The following is an 18,384-nucleotide window of genomic DNA, read 5'->3' on the forward strand; positions in this document are numbered from 1 at the left end:
CCGCATGGGTGACGTACTGGCCGGATTTCATGCCGCCTGGGAGTTCGAGTCCGACTCCGTGCTCATCCGTTACGAACGGGGGATTCGAACACCGAAGCTGTTCCAGGCACTCGGCGAGAGGCGCATCCCGCTGGCCGCGCTCCAGGGCGTGACGCTCGCCCCCGGCAAGCGCGGAACCGTCGTCCTGCGGGCCGAGCCCCGCACCGGCGCCGATCCGCTGATCGAGGCGGCGGCCGGGCAGCTGAAGGAGTCCTGCGACCCCTATCGGCTGGTGCTGCCGGCCGAGCGGGAGACGGTCGCGGAGTACTACGCCGACGAGCTGCGCGGGCTGCTGACCGAGTCCGGGCCGGCGGACCGGCACCTGGTGGCGGCGCCCCCGGGGCCGCTGCAGTTCAAGGCGTACGACGGCAAGGCGTTCTTCGACGGGACCTCGGTGCGGTTCCGGTGGTTCTGGACGGGCGCCTCCTCGGCCAAGTGGAAGGCCGGCGACCAGAGTTTCCCGGTCGCCGACATCAACGGCGTCGAGTGGCGCTCGCCGGAGGTCCTCGAGGGCCATCTCCGTCTCCTCCCCCGCGACGGCGCGGCCGAGCGGCCCGCGCCGCCGGACCAGGATCCGGCGGCGGTGGTGTTCGGCCTCGGGTACGGGCCCGTCCACGAGTCCCTGCCCTTCGCCGCGGCCGTCCTGGCGGCGGTACGGGCGAAGCGCCCGGTACCCGCGGTACCGGCCGCACCGGCGCGCCGCGACCCCGCCGACATCGCCGAGCGGATCCGTCACCTCGGGGAACTGCATCGGGCGGGGCTGGTGACGGACGAGGAGTTCACCTCCAAGAAGGCGGAACTCCTCGCGGAGTTGTAGCGGAGGCCCGCTGCGCCGGCCGCCTACTCCCGGCCCGCCGACACGAACGTCATGTCCCGGGACCGGGTGCCGGCCACCTTCCCGGCGATCGGCTCCAGCAGCGCCAGCTCGTCCTCGGTCAGGACGATCGCGGTCGCCGCCACGTTCTCCTCCACCCGGCTGCGCTTGGTCGTGCCGGGAATCTGCACCACCGGCAGGCCGTGCACCGCCGACCGCTGCTGGACCCAGGCCAGGGCGATCTGGGCGAGTGAGGCCCCGTGGGCGGCGGCCACCTCGCGGATCGGCTCCAGCAGGGCCACGTTGGCCGCGGCGTTGTCGCCGGTGAAGCGGGGCAGGAGGCGGCGGAAGTCCTGCTCGGTGAGGTCCCTGGCGGCGTCCGAGATGCCGCCGGCGAGGAAGCCCCTGCCCAGCGGGGAGTACGGCACCAGGGCCGCGCCCGCCTCCCGGACCGCCGGTACGACCTTCGCCTCGATGTCCCGGCTGAACAGCGACCACTCCGACTGCACGGCGGCGATCGGGTGCACGGCCCGCGCCGCCCGCAGCTCGTCGCTCGTGATCTCGCTCAGCCCGAGGTGCTTGACCTTGCCCGCGCGCACCAGCTCCGCCATCACCCCGACGGTCTCCTCGATGGGGACGTTCACGTCTCGGCGGTGCATGTAGTAGAGGTCGATCACGTCGACCTCCAGCCGCCTCAGGCTCGCCTCGACGGCCTGCCGGATGTACGGCGGGTCGTTGCGGACGACCCGCTTGGCGGGGTCGTCCGGCGGGATCGACAGGGCGAACTTGGTGGCGATGACGACCTCGTCCCGGTGCGCCTTGAAGAACGGGGCGAGGAACCGCTCGTTCTCCCCGGAGCCGTACATGTCCGCCGTGTCGTAGAGCGTCACCCCCAGCTCCAGCGCCCGTTCCAGGGCGGCCCGGGACTCGTCCGCGTCCGCGGGGCCGTACGCGGAGCTCATGCCCATGCAGCCGAGGCCCTGTACGCCGACCTCCGGCCCGTTGTCACCGAGCCGTACCGTCGGGATCCTGGCGCCGGTCATCGAGTGGTCCCCTCCTGGGCGTAGAAACTGATCTTCCGGTCGAGCACGGCGAGTGTGTCCCGCAGTTCGCCGATCCGGGCCAGCACGTCCCGCCGGGTCGACTCCAGCAGCGCCTGCCGCTCCGCGTAGGTGCTCTCGCCCTCGCGCACCAGTTCCGCGTACCGGACCATGTCGGCCACCGGCATGCCGGTCAGCCGCAGCTTGGTCACGAAGTCCAGCCAGTCCAGGTCGCGGTTGCAGTAGCGGCGCTGGCCGGTGTGCGAGCGGTCGATGTGGGACATCAGGCCGATCCGCTCGTACCAGCGCAGGGTGTGGGCGGTGAGGCCGGTGAAGGCCACGACCTCGCTGATCGTGTATCTGTCCTGGCCGTCGGGGCGCGGGTGCCGCCGGGGTGGGGCGGAGCAGATGTCGGCGGGGTGGGTGGCTTCTCGCTCGGTGGCCGCTGGCGTGGTCTGCATCACCGTCATGCCCCACACGCTAAGACCTTCGAGTGCACTCCAAGCAAGCGGATACCGGTAAGAAATCCGGAGGACGGGCCGGGGGGCCGGTCGTTAGCGTGCGGACCATGAGTCTCGTACGCCGTGCCACGCCCGAGGACACCGCCGAAGTGCTGCGACTGCGCCAGGTCATGATCGACTCCGTCCTCTCGGCGGACCGCTCCACAAGCTGGCAGGTGGAGTCCCTGGCGACCCTGCGGGCCCGCCTCGCCGAATCCGACGGGGACTTCGCGGCCTTCGTGGTGGACCGTCCCGAACGGCCGGGGGCGCTGGCCGCGCTGGTGGCGGGGACGCTGGAGTACCGGATCGGGCGGGCGGACAACCCGCACGGGCGGGTCGGGTACGTCTTCAGCGTCGCCACCGATCCCGACGCGCGGCGCCGGGGGTACGCGCGCGCGTGCATGGAGGAGCTGCTGGACTGGTTCCGGGAACGGGGCGCCCGGCAGGTCGACCTCAACGCGTCCGCCGAGGCCGAGCCGCTGTACGCGGCGCTGGGCTTCGTACGCAAGCCGGACCCCTCGATGCGGCTGGCGCTGTAGGCCGCATAGGCTCGGGCCATGGCGTTGAACAGCTTGGCGTTGACCGAGAACTGGCCCGTGCCCACCGCCGCCGCGGGTGTCGTGCGGGCCGACGGCACGGTCCTGGGGACCCACGGGCCGGCCGGGCGGCGCTTTCCGCTGGCCTCGGTCACCAAACCGCTGGCCGCGTACGCCGCGCTTGTCGCGTACGAGGAGGGGGCGATCGAGCTCGGCGAACCGGCGGGGCCGCCCGGCTCGACGGTCCGTCACCTGCTCGCGCACACCTCGGGGCTGGCCTTCGACGAGCACCGGGTGACCGCCCCGCCCGGGGAGCGGCGGCTGTACTCCAACGCCGGGTTCGAGCAGCTCGGGGACCACATCGCCAAGGCGACGGACATTCCCTTCGCGGAGTACCTGCGGCAGGCCGTGCTGGAGCCGCTGGGGATGACGTCGACGTCCCTCGAGGGGTCCCCGGCGAAGGACGGCGTCTCGACCGTGGAGGACCTGCTGCGGTTCGCGGCGGAGGTGCAGGCGCCGCGCCTGCTGGACCCTCGTACGGTCGCCGAGGCCATGACGGTGCAGTATCCGGGGACGAAGGGCGTGCTGCCGGGGTACGGGCACCAGAACCCCAACGACTGGGGACTCGGCTTCGAGATCCGGGACTCCAAGTCGCCGCACTGGACGGGGGGTTCGTCTTCACCCCGTACGTTCGGCCACTTCGGCCAGTCCGGTACGTTCCTGTGGATCGACCCGGATGCGGCGGCTGCCGGGGTCGCGCTGACGGACCGGGCGTTCGGGCCCTGGGCGATCGAGGCGTGGCCGGCGTTCACGGATGCGGTGCTGGCTGAATTGCGGGGCTGACGGGGGCGGGGGCGGGTCCGCTCGCCCGCGCCTGCGGGGTTCCGCTGCGCGGCTACTCGCGTGAGGGGGTTCCGCTGCGCGGCTACTCGCGTGAGCCCGCCATCTCCCACAGCAGCAGCTCCGCCCCCGTCACCGCCACCGCCTCCAACCCTTGCGCCCCCGTGATCCGCGCCGAGTCTCCGGGCCCCAGCTCCTCTCCCGCCAGCCCGATCTCCCCCCGCACCACGTGCACGTACACGTACGCCGCGTCCGGTACCGCCGTGCGCTCACCCGGACCCAGGCGGCGGACGTGGAGCATCGCGGCGGCCTCGGGGACGGCGTACGGGGTGGAGTCGGCGATGCCGTGGACGATCTCGTAGGCCGGTTCGCCGCCGGGGTCCAGGGGGGCCAGCCACATCTGGATGAAGGTCAGGGGGGCGTCCCCGTCGTTGCGCTCGACATGGCGGACGCCGGCCGCCGAGCTCAGGCGCTGGACGTCGCCTGCGCGGACGCGTGTTTCGTGGCCGGTGGAGTCGCGGTGGGTCAGTTCGCCCTCCACCACCCACGTCACGATCTCGGTGTGGCTGTGCGGGTGCTCGTCGAAGCCGGCGCCGGGGGCGAGCCGCTCCTCGTTGCAGGCGATGACCGCGCCGAAGCGGAGGTTGCCGGGGTCGTAGTGCGGGCCGAAGGAGAACGCGTGGCGGGAGTCGATCCCGGCCGCTGGGTCGCCGCCTTGGTAGCGCTGCACCGCGCGCCTCACGTCCATCACGGAATCCACCGTAGACCCGCGCGGATACCGCCACGGGCTCCCGCACGGCACGACCGCGGACCCCGCGCAGACGCGGATCGCGTCCCGCGAAGTGGCGCGGGATCCCGGACCGCACCGGCCCGCATGAGACGCCCGGGCTCAGGGACCGTCACGGCGCACAGCGGCCATCCGCGCTGACCATCGGCGGCGGCGCCCCGCGCCCACCGGTGCCCGACGAGGCCCCTGCCCGGGGCGCCCGCACACCGGGCACCGGCATCACGCGCCTCGTAAGACCTGTTGGAGCCCCGCAGGGACCCGGCGGCGCACGGTCCCGTCCCGATAAGGCAGTCTTGTCCCCGTGCCCGAACCCGAAACCAGCAATCCCGAACGCGCAGCGCACGGCCTCCACCCGCACCAGGCGACCCTGAAGCGGCTGGAGAAGTCCTCCGGGAGTCTCGCCGCTCAGGCCATCGCGCGGATGGACGAGACGCTGCCGTGGTACCGGGCGATGCCCCCGGAGAACCGTTCCTGGATCGGACTCGTGGCCCAGGCGGGCATCGCCGCCTTCACCGAGTGGTTCCGGCACCCGGACGCCCCGCAGGCCATCTCGACGGACGTGTTCGGGACCGCCCCGCGGGAGCTGACCCGGGCCATCACGCTGCGGCAGACCGTGGAAATGGTGCGGACCACCATCGAGGTCATGGAGTCCGCCATCGACGAGGTCGCGGCTCCCGGCGACGAAGGGGTGCTGCGCGAAGCCCTGCTCGTGTACGCCCGCGAGATCGCCTTCGCCACCGCACAGGTCTACGCCCAGGCCGCCGAGGCACGCGGTGCCTGGGACGCGCGGCTGGAGTCCCTGGTGGTCAACGCGGTGCTCAGCGGGGAGGCCGACGAGGGGGCCGTGAGCCGGGCCGCTGCGCTGGGATGGAACTCCCCCGAGCATGTGTGCGTGGTGCTCGGCACCGCCCCCGACGGGGACAGCGAACTGACCGTCGAGGCCATCCGGCGGGCCGCGCGGCACGCCAAGCTCCAGGTGCTGACGGGGGTGCTCGGGGACCGGCTGGTGGTCATCGCGGGCGGCAGCGACAACCCGCTGGCGGTGGCCCGGTCGCTCATCGGGCCGTTCGCCGCCGGGCCGGTCGTCGCGGGGCCGGTGGTGCCCGATCTGCTGGCCGGGACCCGCTCCGCGCAGGCCGCCGCGGCCGGGCTGAAGGCCTGTTCCGCCTGGCAGGACGCGCCGCGGCCGGTACTGGCGGACGACCTGTTGCCGGAGCGGGCCATCGCGGGGGATCCGGGTGCCCGCGAGCAGTTGGTGGAGGAGATCTACAGACCACTGGAGGAGGCGGGTTCGGCCCTCCTGGAGACGCTCTCCGTCTATCTGGAACAGGCGAGCAGTCTGGAAGGCGCCGCGCGCATGCTGTTCGTCCACCCCAACACCGTGCGCTACCGGCTCCGACGTGTGACAGACGTCACCGGTTGGTCACCCTCCGATGTACGATCCGCGTTTACGCTGCGGATCGCGCTGATCCTGGGGCGTCTGGCCGATGGGGATGCTCAACCCTAGGCTTTTGTCGGGGACCCACAAATCCCCCTGCTGTTCTTCGTCCCTGTCCTCACGGGCGGCCGTGGCCGTCCCCAAGAGAGAGTGTGAGAGTGCTCGTACTCGTCGCTCCCGGCCAGGGCGCCCAGACGCCCGGCTTCCTGACTCCCTGGCTCGAACTGCCCGGCGCCGCCGACCGCGTCGCCGCCTGGTCGGACGCCATCGGACTGGACCTCGCCCACTACGGCACGCAGGCCGACGCGGACGCCATCCGCGACACCGCGGTGGCCCAGCCGCTGCTGGTCGCGGCCGGGATCCTGTCCGCCACGGCACTCGGTGCCGCGACACCTGCCGCTGACGCGGCGGGCCTCGCTGGTGCGGTCGCGGGCCACAGCGTCGGCGAGATCACCGCGGCCGCGTTCGCGGGCGTGCTGGACGACACCGCCGCGCTGCGCCTCGTACGCAGGCGCGGCCTGGCCATGGCCGAGGCCGCGGCGATCACCGAGACCGGTATGTCGGCGCTGCTCGGCGGCGACCCGGAGGTGTCCGTCGCCCACCTGGAGAAGCTGGGGCTGACCCCGGCGAACATCAACGGCGCGGGCCAGATCGTCGCCGCGGGCACGCTGGAGCAGCTCGCCGCGCTGAACGAGGACAAGCCCGAGGGCGTCCGCAAGGTCGTCCCGCTGAAGGTCGCCGGCGCCTTCCACACCCACCACATGGCGCCCGCCGTCGAGGCCCTCGCCAAGGCCGCCGCGGACCTCACGCCGGCCGACCCGAAGGTCACGTACGTCTCCAACAAGGACGGCAGGACGGTTGCCGGCGGCGCCGAGGTGCTCGAGCGGCTGGTCGGTCAGGTCGCCAACCCGGTCCGCTGGGACCTGTGCATGGAGACCTTCAGGGAGCTCGGCGTCACCGCGCTGATCGAGGTGTGCCCCGGCGGCACGCTGACCGGCCTGGCCAAGCGCGCCCTGCCGGGCGTGAAGACGCTGGCGCTGAAGACCCCCGACGACCTCGACGCGGCACGCGAGCTCATCGCAGAGAGCGCCTAAGGAGCCCTGATGGCGAAGATCAAGCCCAGCAAGGGCGCCCCGTACGCGCGCATCCTCGGCGTGGGCGGCTACCGCCCGACCCGGGTGGTGCCCAACGAGGTGATCCTGGAGACGATCGACTCCTCCGACGAGTGGATCCGCTCCCGCTCCGGCATCGAGACCCGGCACTGGGCGAACGACGAGGAGACCGTCGCCGCCATGTCGGTGGAGGCGTCCGGCAAGGCCATCGCCGACGCCGGGATCTCCGCCGAGCAGATCGGCGGCGTGATCGTCTCGACGGTCTCGCACTTCAAGCAGACCCCGGCCGTCGCCACCGAGATCGCCGACAAGCTCGGCACGAACAAGGCCGCTGCCTTCGACATCTCTGCGGGCTGCGCGGGCTTCGGCTACGGTCTCACGCTCGCCAAGGGCATGATCGTCGAGGGCTCGGCGGAGTACGTACTCGTCATCGGTGTCGAGCGCCTTTCCGACCTGACCGACCTGGAGGACCGGGCGACGGCCTTCCTGTTCGGTGACGGCGCGGGCGCGGTCGTCGTGGGCCCGTCCGAGGAGCCGCACATCGGCCCGACCGTGTGGGGTTCCGAGGGCGACAAGTCCGAGACGATCAAGCAGACCGTGCCGTGGAACGAGTACCGCATCGGCGACGTCTCGAAGTTCCCGCTCGACAGCCAGGGCAAGGTCAAGTTTCCCGCGATCACCCAGGAAGGCCAGGCGGTGTTCCGCTGGGCCGTGTTCGAGATGGCGAAGGTCGCCCAGCAGGCGCTGGACGCGGCCGGGATCAGCGCGAACGACCTGGACGTCTTCATTCCGCACCAGGCCAACGAGCGGATCATCGACTCGATGGTGAAGACGCTGAAGCTGCCGGAGCACGTCACGGTCGCCCGCGACGTGCGCACCACCGGCAACACCTCGGCCGCCTCGATCCCGCTCGCGATGGAGCGGCTCCTGGCGACCGGCGAGGCGAAGAGCGGCGACACCGCACTCGTCATCGGGTTCGGGGCGGGTCTCGTCTACGCCGCGACGGTCGTTACTCTCCCCTAGGCACTCCGTGCCGGATCATGTATCCGGTGCGGGAGCTGCACACCTGCCGCTGACGCGGCGGGCGCCACACACCGTCTGGATATCTAAGAAGGAGCGCCTGACATGGCCGCCACTCAGGAAGAGATCGTCGCCGGTCTCGCCGACATCGTGAACGAGATCGCCGGCATCCCGGTTGAGGACGTCCAGCTGGACAAGTCCTTCACCGACGACCTGGACGTCGACTCGCTGTCCATGGTCGAGGTCGTCGTCGCCGCCGAGGAGCGCTTCGACGTCAAGATCCCGGACGAGGACGTCAAGAACCTCAAGACCGTCGGCGACGCGACCGACTACATCCTCAAGCACCAGGCCTGAGCCATCCCTCAGGCCTGCAGGCCGCAAGGCCCCGCCACCCGGCGGTGGCGCCGTAATCCCCGCTGACGCGGGGGTAGTCCTCCCGTATCCGTTGGAGAAAGAATTCCCGTGAGCCCGACCAATCGCACCGTGGTCGTCACCGGTATCGGCGCAACCACACCGCTGGGTGGCGACGCAGCCTCGTTCTGGGAGGCCCTGGTCGCCGGCACGTCCGGCGTCAGCCTCCTGGAGCAGGAGTGGGCGGCCGAACTGCCGGTCCGTATCGCCGCGCAGATCGCCGTCGAACCGGGCGAGATCATCCCCCGCCCGCAGGCCCGCAAGCTGGACCGGTCCGCGCAGTTCGCGCTGATCGCCGCTCAGGAGGCCTGGAAGGACGCCGGTTTCACCGCCAAGGCCGGTGAGGATGCGTCCGTGAACCCCGACCGGCTGGGCGCGGTCATCGCCTCCGGCATCGGCGGTGTGACGACCCTGCTCGACCAGTACGACGTGCTCAAGGAGAAGGGCGTACGCCGTGTCTCCCCGCACACCGTGCCGATGCTGATGCCCAACTCCCCGGCGGCCAACGTCGGTATCGAGCTGGGCGCCCGGGCCGGTGTGCACACCCCGGTCTCGGCCTGCGCCTCGGGCGCGGAGGCCATCGGCTACGCCATCGAGATGATCCGCACCGGCCGCGCCGACGTCGTCGTCGCGGGTGGCACGGAGGCGGCCATCCACCCGCTGCCGATCGTCGCGTTCGGCAACATGATGGCGATGTCCAAGAACAACGACGACCCGCGGGGCGCCTCGCGCCCCTACGACTCCGGTCGTGACGGCTTCGTCATGGGCGAGGGCGCGGGCGTGATCATCCTGGAGTCCGAGGAGCACGCGAAGGCCCGCGGCGCCCGGATCTACGTCGAGGCCGTCGGCCAGGGCATCTCGTCCGACAGCCACCACATCACCCAGCCCGAGCCGTCCGGCAACGGCATCGCGCACGCGCTGCAGAACCTGCTGGACAACACCGACCTCAAGCCGGCCGAGATCGTGCACGTCAACGCGCACGCCACGTCGACGCCTCAGGGTGACGTGGCGGAGATCAAGGCGCTGCGGAAGGTGTTCGGGGACGACGTCGACCACATGGCGATCTCCGCGACCAAGTCGATGACCGGGCACCTGCTCGGCGGCGCCGGCGGTATCGAGACCGTCGCGTCGATCCTCGCCCTGACCAAGCGGGTGGCTCCGCCGACGATCAACCTCGACCAGCTGGACCCCGAGGTCAACGCGGATGTGGTGCGCGGTGAGGCCCGTCAGCTGTCCGAGGGGCGGATCGCCGCGCTGAACGACTCGTTCGGCTTCGGCGGGCACAACGTGGTGCTGGCGTTCCGGACGATCTGAGCAGCGTCGGTACGAACGTGAAGGGGCCCCCACCGGCCGGTGGGGGCCCCTTCGTATGACGTCGTGTCAGACCACCTGGTGCAACCAGCGCACCGGGGCGCCCTCGCCCGCGTACCGGAAGGGCTCCAGTTCGTCGTCCCACGGCTTTCCCAGGAGCTTGGACAGCTCGGCCTCCAGGTCCGTCTCCCCGCGCTGGGAGCGGACCAGGGCGGCCCGCAGGCGGTCCTCGGGGATGAGGATGTCGCCGTGGATGCCGGTGACGGCGTGGAAGATGCCGAGGTCGGGGGTGCAGCTGTAGCGCTCGCCCTCGGCGGTGGGGCAGGGCTCGGCGGTGACCTCGAAGCGGAGCAGGTGCCAGCCGCGCAGCGCGGAGGCGAGCTTGGAGGCGGTGCCGGCCTGGCCCTGCCAGGAGAACTCCGAGCGCCAGGTGCCGGGGGCCGCGGGCTGCCGGATCCAGTCGAGGCTGACGCGGGTGCCCAGCACCCCGGCGACGGCCCACTCGACGTGCGGGCACAGCGCGCGCGGCGCGGAGTGCACGTACAGAACTCCACGTGTCGTCACCGGAACCTCCGGGCAGAGCGGGGCATCTTGCTGACTGGCTGGGCGGCAGTGGCAGGACGGCCGCGTTGATGGCGAGGCTACCGTGCGGCGGCGCAAGGAGTGTGACGTACCGTCGCTCCCGGTGCCAGGAAACGCCCGCCATTCACCCAGGGGGACGCTTGTACGGGTGTGAGCCGTTCCATGCCGCCCGCCGGGAACCCTCGCGCGTTGTTATGGGTTGGGGACCATGACGGCACGACAAGGGGATGGACCTGGGCATGCGAAACCGACGCAGGCGGTCACGGGCCGCTCTCGCCGTCATGCTGGCCGCGGTCCTGGGCCTCGCCGGCTGTGACGCGCTGGGCGGCGACTCCCCGGCGCCGGACGGCACCAAGGCGCGGGCCTCCCGGCCGGCCCCGGTGTGGGACCCGAGCCCCTCCTCGATCGCCGCCGTGGGTGACTCCATCACGCGTGGCTTCGACGCGTGCACGGTGCTGTCGGACTGCCCCGAGGTGTCGTGGGCGACCGGCACCAGCACGCAGGTCGACAGCCTGGCGGTACGGCTGCTGGGGCGCACCGGGGCGGCCGAGCGCAGCTGGAACTACGCGGTGACGGGCGCCCGGATGGCCGACCTGCCGGGGCAGATGGCCCAGGCGGTCAACCGCAGGCCCCAGTTGGTGACGGTGATGGTCGGCGCCAACGACGCCTGCCGGGCGTCGCCCTCGGCGATGACCTCGGTGGCCGCCTTCCGCACCGGCTTCGAGGAGGCGATGAGCACCCTGCGCGAGGCGCTGCCGAAGACACAGGTGTACGTGGCGAGCGTGCCGAACCTGAAGCGGCTGTGGTCCCAGGGCCGGACGAACCCGCTGGGCAAGCAGGTGTGGAAGCTGGGCATCTGCCCGTCGATGCTCGGTGACGCGGACGATCTGACCAGCACGGCCACCCTGCGCCGGGACACGGTGCAGCAGCGGGTGGAGGCCTACAACAAGGTGCTCAAGGAGGTCTGCGCCAAGGACCGGCGGTGCCGCTTCGACGAGGGTGCCGTCTTCGGCTACCGCTTCGGCACCGACCAGCTCAGCCACTGGGACTGGTTCCACCCCAGCAAGGACGGCCAGGCCCGGCTGGCCGCGATCGCTTACCGGGCGGTCACGGCGAGGAGCCGGTGACCTAGGGTTCCCACATGGGTGAACTTTTCGGCACACTTCCGACGGCACCGGGGTCCACCGCTGGACGCTGGAGCGTGCCGGGACGCGGGTGAGGGTCCTGACGTACGGCGGGATCGTGCAGTCGGTCGAGGTCCCGGACCGGGAGGGACGGACGGCGGACGTGGTGCTGGGGTTCGCCGGTCTGGACGGCTACCTCACGCACCCGGCGCCTCCCTCGGCGCCCTCGTGGGCCGGTACGCCAACCGGATCGCGGGCGCCCGCTTCCCGCTCGACGGCCGCACCTACGCGCTCGCGCCGAACAACGGCCTCCACTGCCTGCACGGCGGCGAGCGGGGCTTCGACAAGCGCGTGTGGGACGCGGAGCCGGTCGAGCGCGGGGTGCGCCTGAGCCGGGTCAGCCCGCACGGCGAGGAGGGCTTCCCGACCGGCTGGAGGTCTCGGCGACGTACACCCTGGACGCCACCGGGGCCCTGCGGACCGCCTACGAGGCGGTGACGGACGCGCCGACGGTGGTGAACCTGGCCAACCGCAGCTACTTCGACCTCGGCGGTGACGGCGGCACGGGCGGCCATGAACTCCGGCTCGGCGCCTCCCGGTTCACCCCGGCCGACGCCGACCTGATCCGACCGGGGCCCTGGAGGACGTCACCGGCTCCCGCTTCGACTTCCGTACGGCCCGCAAGGCCGGCACCGGCTACGACCACAACTTCGTGCTCGACAAGGGCGTCACGGACGCCCCCGTGGAGGTCGCCGAGCTGCACGACCCGGCGTCCGGGCGGCTGCTGACGATCGCGACCACCGAGCCCGGCCTCCAGGTGTACACCGCCGGCCACCTGAGCGCCCCGTTCACCCCCGGCGCCGGCATCGCCCTGGAGACCCAGCACTTCCCGGACTCCCCCAACCACCCGGAGTTCCCCGGCACGGAGCTGCGGCCCGGCGGGGTGTACCGCTCGGAGACGGTGTACGGCTTCGGGATCCGGGCCTAGACGGCTTCCCCGCGCATCCTCTTGGTGGCCTTGCCCAGCACGGCCATCGCACCCCCGCAGACCAGCAGGGTCGAGCCGCCGATCAGGATCGGGGGCAACGTGCCGCCCTTGATGCCCTCGCCGGTCACGGTGGTGGCCAGCACGAAGATGATCGAGTACAGGCTGCGGCCGACCTTGGCGCCGGCCGGGATCACCCGGAGCAGCTGCGGGATGGTGGTCGCGGCGGCGAGGCCCATGCCGAAGGGGATGGCGGCGCCGAGCATCAGCGCGCCGAAGCCGAAGGAGTTGCCGTACGCGCCCCACCCGGCGCCCTTGACCAGCAGGTAGCCCGCCGCGCCGAGGGAGAGCAGGACCAGCAGGCCGTTGACATACGCGGCCTGCGTGGCCGCCTTGCGGGCGCCGGGCAGGTGGGCGGCCGGGGAGCGCCATGCGTCCGGGGTGATCAGCCGCAGCTGCCGCTTCATCGCCTGCATCTGCAGCAGCGCGAGGACGCCCACAGCCGCCAGGGCCAGCCCGACGGCCGTACCGGCGAAGCCGACGGGGGCGCGGGTGATGCCGTAGTGGGCGCCGCCGAAGGTCAGCGGGATGCCGAGGACGAAGCCGTAGGCCATGAACTTGGCCTTCTGCTGGATCTTCACCACCAGCTCGCGCTGCCCCGGGGTGAGGTTCGGATCGAGCCGCACCCGGCCCTCGCCGAGGCGCTGCTCGGGGGCCTGGGGCGGGTACGGCTGCTGGGGCTGCTGCTGGTAGGGGTTGGGCACCGGCTGCTGCAGCGGATACGGCTGCTGCGGCGGATACGGCTGCGGGTGCGGCTGGTACGGCTGCTGGCCGTACGGCCCCGGCTGCTGCTGACCCTGACCTGGATACATGGCGTGGCTCTCTCCCCCGTACCGGCGTGTTCCGGTGTCTCGCGGCCCGGGAGTCTGCCACACGCGCCCGAGACACCCGAGCCCCGGCCCAGGGGTCAGGTCCCGGGCCGGGGCTGCTCATGGGGAGTTGTCCCGGATCAGACGTTAATCGTCGCGGTGAGCCTGCGGTCGGCGATCGAGCGGCCCACCTGGATTTCGTACGAACCCTTCACAAACACCCACCGGTTCTCTGCCCGGATTTCAAAGGAGCGTCGCGGAAGGCCGACGGTGACCTCCGCGCTCTCACCGGGCCCCGCCTCGACGTCCGCGAACCCGGCCAGCCAGCGGGCGGGGCGGTCGGGGCCGGGCTCGCTCGGGGCCAGGTAGACCTGGACGACCTCGCGGCCCGCCCGCTCGCCGGTGTTGCGGACGCGGACGGTGACGGTGGTGCCCTCGGTGCGCAGCGACTCGTAGGTCCAGTCGGTGTAGCCGAGGCCGTGACCGAAGGGGTACGACGGGGTGCGGCCCGCCTTCTCCCAGGCGCGGTAGCCGATGAACACGCCCTCGGAGTAAGGGAGTTCGCCGTTCTCGGGGACGACCCGGGTGACCGGGGCGTCGGCCAGGGAGCCCCAGGTGGTGGGGAGGCGCCCGCCGGGCTCGTACGCGCCCGTCAGCACGTCCGCCAGGGCCGCGCCGCCCTCCTGGCCCGGGAACCAGCTCAGCAACACGGCCGCGACCTCCTCCCGCCACGGCAGCTCCACCGGGGAGCCGGAGTTCACCACCACGACGGTGTGCGGGTTGGCGGCGGCGACGGCGCGGACCAGGTCGTCCTGGCGGCCGGGGAGGCGCAGGTCGGTGCGGTCGAAGCCCTCGGACTCGACGCGCTCTGTGGTGGCGACCACGACGACGGCCGTGTCGGCGTCGCGGGCGGCGCGGGCGGCTTCGGCGATCAGCTCGTCCGGATCACGCCGCGGATCCTGGTGGGCGACGGCGAAGACGACGTTCTTGAGGGGGCCGTCCGCCGGGTGCGCCACCACGTGCCCGAGGGAGACCTCGACCGGTTCGCCCTCGGTCAGCGCGACCTCGGCACGGGGCACGGGGGCATTGAAGAAGGTGGCGAACGGGTCGTCTCCCGTGGGGCGTTGGACGTCGTCGTAGTACGTGCTGCCGCCGATGGTGAGGGTGAACGCGCCCAGGCCCTTGACGCCGAAGGTGTGCGTGCCGCTCCGGCACGGGGTGAAGGTGCCGGTCAGCTCGACGGTGTGGAGGGTGTCGCGGGTGACGCCCTCGGGGAGGTCGGAGCCCATCCACTGGATCTGGCCGCCGGGGGCGGTGCCGGTGCCGATGATCCGTCCGGCGGCGTCGCGGCAGACGGCGCGCAGCTCGAACCCGGGCTCACCGGTGGGGAGTTCGGTGTTCGGGTCGGCGCCGACGGTGTACGTGAGGGTGCCCTCGGGCAGGGCCGCGGTGAGCGCGTCGAGCGGGGAGACGATCCGGGGCGGGAAGACGGTGGCGGAGCCGCCGCCGAGGACGCGGGCGTCGCGGGCGGCGGCGCCGATCAGCGCGACCTTGCCGGGCCCGAGGGGCAGGGCGGCGCGCTCGTCGCGCACCTCGTTCCGTACCAGGACGAAGGAGCGGCGGGCGATCTCGCGGGCCAGCGCCTCCCCGTCGACCGGCTCCGGCGGCTCGGTGATCACGGGTTCGGCGCCGGCCAGGACGCCGACGCGGGCGGCGAGCCGGAGCACGTTCCGTACGGCCGCGTCGACCCTGGCCTCGGCCACCTCGCCCGCGCGCACGGCCCGGGCGAGGGCCTCGCCGTACACGGTGACCGGGCCGGGCATGGCGATGTCGAGGCCGCCCTCGATCGCGCCGACGGTGGAGCGGGCGGCCGCCCAGTCGGAGACGTTCACGCCGTCGAAGCCCCATTCGCCGCGCAGGACTTCCTCGACGAGGTGGCGGTGCTCGGTCATCGTCGTGCCGTTGACCGCGTTGTAGGCGGTCATGACACCCCAGGGGCGGGCCCGCTCGACGATCGCCTCGAAGGGGGCCAGATACAGCTCGCACAGGGTGCGTTCGTCCACCAGGTTGTTCACGGTGAAGCGGGCGGTCTCGGCGTCGTTGGCGACGAAGTGCTTGACGGTGGTGCCGACACCGCCGGACTGCACCCCGGTCACATAGCCCGCGCCGATCCGCCCCGTCAGGTACGGGTCCTCGCTGTAGGCCTCGAAGTGGCGGCCCCCGAGCGGCGAGCGGTGCAGGTTGACGGTGGGCGCGAGCAGCACGTGGACGCCTTTGCGGCGTGCCTCCTGGGCGAGCAGCACGCCCGCCCGGCGGGCCAGTTCCGGGTCCCAGGTGGCCGCGAGCGCGGTCGGCGAGGGCAGGGCCACGGAGGGGTCGTCGGCGGTCCAGCGCACACCCCGGACGCCGATCGGGCCGTCGGACATGACCAGGGACGCCAGGCCGATCTCCGGCAGGGCGGGCAGGGTCCACATGTCCTGCCCGGCCAGCAGCCGGGCCTTGGCGTCGAGCCCGAGCCGGCTCAGCGCCGCCTCGACGACCGCCTCACGGGCCTGCTCGTCCGGGATTCCCACCATCGCGGTGCCTCCTCGTCGAAGTCCGTCCGTGCCTGTCATCCTGCCCCGCCGAAGGGCCCGTCCCACTGCTCCCGGCCGGCGGCCGGCGCTTGCTCACCGAAGGTCAGGCTGGTGCGGCGAGGGCGCCCCGGCCCGGGCGGTGTACGCGGAGGCGGTCGCCTCTCACCGGCGGTTCAGGCCTTCCTCGCGGTACTGCGGGAGGCGGCGGCCCGGATCCCCGCCTGAACGGCCCCATGGCGTACGCCACTTCCGTCACGCGATACTGCGCCCGTCCCGCACGACCGCACCCCACTGCGACGGAAGGACCCCCTTGACTGCCCTACGCCTTCGGATCGGCATCCTCGGCCTCATCCTGCTCGCGGGGCTGGCCGCCCCCACGGCCACGGCCGCCGCCGACACGGCACCCGCGCCGACCGTCGAGGAGCAGCGACTCGACCGGGCCGTGCCCCAGGAGATTCTCCGGCGCTCCGGATTCGACACGGTCGCCCCGGACTTCACCCGCGCGCTGGACCGGGCGCACGGCTACGCGCAGGCCCGCCGCATCGTCGTACGCGAGGGGTCGGCGCTGTGGCGGCGGGCCGTCGACCGGGCGCAGGGCCGGGTGGCGGAATCAGAAAGGCGCGAAGCGCTTCCTTGGAAGGATGGTGGTGGGAGACGGGCGGGCTTGAGCCGGGACGACGACCGGCCGTTGTACTGGGCGCGGCTGGGGATGACCCGGAAGGTGCGGACCTGGGAGCCGGGGTTCGGGCTCAGCGAGACGCAACGCGCCGCGCTGCTGGAGGAGTTGGAGCGGACCTCGCGCGGCCGGACCGACATCCGCCACCCGGCGCGGGCCAAGGGTCTCAAGCGCATCCTCGTCACCGGCTTCGATCCCTTCACCCTGGACCGTGACATCCGCATCTCCAACCCCTCCGGGGCCGCCGCCCTCGCCCTCGACGGCACGGTGATCGAGACGGCGGACGGACCGGCGCGGGTCGAGACGGCCGTCTTCCCGGTGCGCTGGCGGGACTTCGCGGACGGCGCGGTGGAGCGGACGCTGCGTCCGTACCTGCCGGAGGTCGACCTGTTCACGACCGTCAGCCAGGGCCGGGCCGGGCGGTTCGACATCGAGCGCACCAACGGGGCCTGGCGGGGCGGCTTCCCCGACAACGACACCGTCTCCCGCACGGAGACCGTGCCGGTCACCGACCCGGCCTCGCAGCCCCAGTGGACGACCACGACCCTCCCGTACGCCGCCATCACGGCGGCCGGCACCGGCCGTTTCCCGGTGTACGACCACACGGAGGTCACCGAGATCCCGGCGGGAGGCACGGACCCCGTCGTACGGCCGGACGGACCGACCCCCGGCTCGACGGCACGGGCCGGGGGCGGCGGGAACTACCTGTCCAACGAGATCGCCTACCGGGCGACGCTGCTGCGGGACCGGCTCGGCCTGCACGACACGCTGCCGGGCGGGCACGTGCACACGCCGGTCCTGCAGTTCGGCAGCGGGAACACCGACCCGGCGACCGGCACGGTCACGGACCCGGAGTTCGTGCGGAACCGGCTGGACATCATCGAGCAGGTGCGGTCGATCGTGACGGTGGCGGCGGAGGCGACGTTCAGGAAGTGACCCGCTCGTCCTCGGTCCCGTCCGGTTCCCCGGCGTTCTCCTCGCCCAGCAGGTCGCGGGCGAGGAGCGTCGCGCCCGCGACCGCGCCCGGCATCAGGAACACCGCGGCGAAGGGGACCAGGAAAGCCACGCCCAGGGGTGTGCCGAAGCCCCAGACCAGGGTCTTGCGGGAGCGGAGCAGGGTGAGGCGGGTGCGCAGTTCGACGCCGCGGCGCTGCAGGGCGACGGCGGCGAGTTCCTCGGTGAGGAAGAAGCCGGTGACGAAGAAGCCGATCACCGGTACGACGGTCTGGCCGACGAAGGGCAGGAAGCCGAGGGCGAACAGCAGCACGCCCCAGACGGCGGCGCGGAGCACGATCCGCAGGCTGTCGCGGGCCGAGATCCACAGGTCGCGCCAGAGCGGGAGGCCCGACCCGGGTGCCGTGCCGTCCGGCGAGACGTCCCGGTCGACCTTCTCGGAGAGGCTCTCGTAGAAGGGCTGGCCGATCAGCAGCGTCACCGCGGTGAAGGTGACGACGGCCAGCAGGAGGCCCAGCGCGAAGAGGACCACCGTGAGGAAGCCGCGGAACAGGCCGCGCCAGGGGCTCGCCCAGTCGCCGGCGAAGGGGGTGGCCCAGACGACGAAGTCCTCGCCCCACAGGGCGAGGACGGCCAGGGCCGCCGCGTACAGGAGCAGGGCGATCAGGCCGGGCAGCAGGCCGAAGCCGTACTGCTTCCCGTGCCGGGCCACCCAGCGCTGGCCCTTCAGGAGATAACCGAATCCCGCCCCAAGATCGCGCATGGGGTAA

Annotated in this window: 17 protein-coding genes and 1 pseudogene; 11 read left to right on the forward strand and 7 right to left on the reverse strand. The window is 72.5% G+C overall.

What is annotated here, in order from left to right; all coding sequences use genetic code 11:
* Positions 1 to 4 precede the first annotated feature (4 nt).
* Positions 5 to 856 carry a DUF4429 domain-containing protein gene (locus tag ACIBBH_RS32295; protein WP_399410719.1) on the forward strand — a complete coding sequence of 284 codons (852 nt, stop codon included), beginning with the start codon at positions 5 to 7 and terminating at the stop codon, positions 854 to 856.
* Positions 857 to 879: 23 nt separating this feature from the next.
* Here ACIBBH_RS32295 and ACIBBH_RS32300 read toward each other — a convergent pair whose 3' ends face one another.
* Positions 880 to 1,896 (reverse strand): aldo/keto reductase, encoded by a 1,017-nt coding sequence (locus tag ACIBBH_RS32300; protein WP_399410721.1) that lies wholly within the window; start codon positions 1,894 to 1,896, stop codon positions 880 to 882.
* Positions 1,893 to 2,363: a MerR family transcriptional regulator gene (locus tag ACIBBH_RS32305; protein WP_399410723.1), complete on the reverse strand. Its 471-nt coding sequence runs from the start codon at positions 2,361 to 2,363 to the stop codon at positions 1,893 to 1,895. The genes ACIBBH_RS32300 and ACIBBH_RS32305 overlap by 4 nt, the downstream gene beginning before the upstream one ends.
* Positions 2,364 to 2,461: 98 nt before the next feature.
* Between ACIBBH_RS32305 and ACIBBH_RS32310 the strand changes: the two genes are divergently transcribed.
* Together ACIBBH_RS32310 and ACIBBH_RS32315 are read left to right on the forward strand one after the other, a co-directional pair.
* A complete protein-coding gene (locus ACIBBH_RS32310; RefSeq protein ID WP_399410725.1) occupies positions 2,462 to 2,932 on the forward strand; it encodes a GNAT family N-acetyltransferase in 471 nt (156 codons plus the stop codon).
* 18 nt (positions 2,933 to 2,950) lie between these two features.
* Entirely contained in the window at positions 2,951 to 3,772 is an 822-nt protein-coding gene (locus ACIBBH_RS32315) for a serine hydrolase domain-containing protein (protein ID WP_399410727.1), read from the forward strand.
* A gap of 82 nt (positions 3,773 to 3,854) precedes the next feature.
* On the opposite strand, the gene ACIBBH_RS32320 is transcribed toward ACIBBH_RS32315, so the two are convergent.
* Positions 3,855 to 4,517: a pirin family protein gene (locus ACIBBH_RS32320; protein ID WP_399410848.1), complete on the reverse strand. Its 663-nt coding sequence runs from the start codon at positions 4,515 to 4,517 to the stop codon at positions 3,855 to 3,857.
* A 340-nt stretch (positions 4,518 to 4,857) separates the two neighbouring features.
* On the opposite strand from ACIBBH_RS32320, the gene fasR reads away from it, so the two are divergent.
* From fasR to fabF, 5 genes are all read left to right on the forward strand, one after another.
* Complete coding sequence (gene fasR, locus ACIBBH_RS32325) at positions 4,858 to 6,063, forward strand: fatty acid biosynthesis transcriptional regulator FasR (RefSeq protein WP_399410729.1); 1,206 nt, start codon at positions 4,858 to 4,860, stop codon at positions 6,061 to 6,063.
* An 89-nt stretch (positions 6,064 to 6,152) separates the two neighbouring features.
* Positions 6,153 to 7,088: an ACP S-malonyltransferase gene (locus ACIBBH_RS32330; RefSeq protein WP_399410731.1), complete on the forward strand. Its 936-nt coding sequence runs from the start codon at positions 6,153 to 6,155 to the stop codon at positions 7,086 to 7,088.
* A gap of 9 nt (positions 7,089 to 7,097) precedes the next feature.
* The gene (locus ACIBBH_RS32335; protein WP_399410733.1) at positions 7,098 to 8,129 is read left to right on the forward strand and encodes a ketoacyl-ACP synthase III; all 1,032 of its coding nucleotides are present in this window, start codon (positions 7,098 to 7,100) and stop codon (positions 8,127 to 8,129) included.
* Between the two features lie 102 nt (positions 8,130 to 8,231).
* Positions 8,232 to 8,480: an acyl carrier protein gene (locus tag ACIBBH_RS32340; protein ID WP_015660680.1), complete on the forward strand. Its 249-nt coding sequence runs from the start codon at positions 8,232 to 8,234 to the stop codon at positions 8,478 to 8,480.
* Positions 8,481 to 8,588: 108 nt separating this feature from the next.
* The gene (fabF, locus tag ACIBBH_RS32345; protein ID WP_399410735.1) at positions 8,589 to 9,851 is read left to right on the forward strand and encodes a beta-ketoacyl-ACP synthase II; all 1,263 of its coding nucleotides are present in this window, start codon (positions 8,589 to 8,591) and stop codon (positions 9,849 to 9,851) included.
* 66 nt (positions 9,852 to 9,917) lie between these two features.
* Here fabF and ACIBBH_RS32350 read toward each other — a convergent pair whose 3' ends face one another.
* Positions 9,918 to 10,412 (reverse strand): DUF3145 domain-containing protein, encoded by a 495-nt coding sequence (locus ACIBBH_RS32350; protein ID WP_399410737.1) that lies wholly within the window; start codon positions 10,410 to 10,412, stop codon positions 9,918 to 9,920.
* Between the two features lie 257 nt (positions 10,413 to 10,669).
* Between ACIBBH_RS32350 and ACIBBH_RS32355 the strand changes: the two genes are divergently transcribed.
* Positions 10,670 to 11,557 carry an SGNH/GDSL hydrolase family protein gene (locus tag ACIBBH_RS32355; protein ID WP_399410739.1) on the forward strand — a complete coding sequence of 296 codons (888 nt, stop codon included), beginning with the start codon at positions 10,670 to 10,672 and terminating at the stop codon, positions 11,555 to 11,557.
* Positions 11,558 to 11,571: 14 nt separating this feature from the next.
* A pseudogene (locus tag ACIBBH_RS32360) lies at positions 11,572 to 12,542 on the forward strand (aldose epimerase family protein).
* Here ACIBBH_RS32360 and ACIBBH_RS32365 read toward each other — a convergent pair.
* Both ACIBBH_RS32365 and ACIBBH_RS32370 read right to left on the reverse strand, forming a co-directional pair.
* Positions 12,539 to 13,411 carry a hypothetical protein gene (locus ACIBBH_RS32365; RefSeq protein ID WP_399410741.1) on the reverse strand — a complete coding sequence of 291 codons (873 nt, stop codon included), beginning with the start codon at positions 13,409 to 13,411 and terminating at the stop codon, positions 12,539 to 12,541. The pseudogene ACIBBH_RS32360 and the gene ACIBBH_RS32365 sit on opposite strands and share 4 nt — an antisense overlap.
* Before the next feature lie 137 nt (positions 13,412 to 13,548).
* On the reverse strand, positions 13,549 to 15,984 hold the full coding sequence (locus ACIBBH_RS32370) for a beta-glucosidase (RefSeq protein ID WP_399410743.1): 2,436 nt from the start codon (positions 15,982 to 15,984) through the stop codon (positions 13,549 to 13,551).
* 310 nt (positions 15,985 to 16,294) lie between these two features.
* Between ACIBBH_RS32370 and ACIBBH_RS32375 the strand changes: the two genes are divergently transcribed.
* Complete coding sequence (locus tag ACIBBH_RS32375; protein WP_399410745.1) at positions 16,295 to 17,596, forward strand: pyroglutamyl peptidase; 1,302 nt, start codon at positions 16,295 to 16,297, stop codon at positions 17,594 to 17,596.
* Here the strand turns inward: ACIBBH_RS32375 and ACIBBH_RS32380 are convergent.
* Positions 17,586 to 18,377, reverse strand: a complete 792-nt coding sequence (locus tag ACIBBH_RS32380) for an EI24 domain-containing protein (RefSeq protein ID WP_399410747.1) — start codon at positions 18,375 to 18,377, stop codon at positions 17,586 to 17,588. The genes ACIBBH_RS32375 and ACIBBH_RS32380 overlap by 11 nt on opposite strands.
* Positions 18,378 to 18,384: the final 7 nt, after the last annotated feature.

The sequence above is a fragment of the Streptomyces sp. NPDC051636 genome, from assembly GCF_044453765.1.
Classification (GTDB): domain Bacteria; phylum Actinomycetota; class Actinomycetes; order Streptomycetales; family Streptomycetaceae; genus Streptomyces.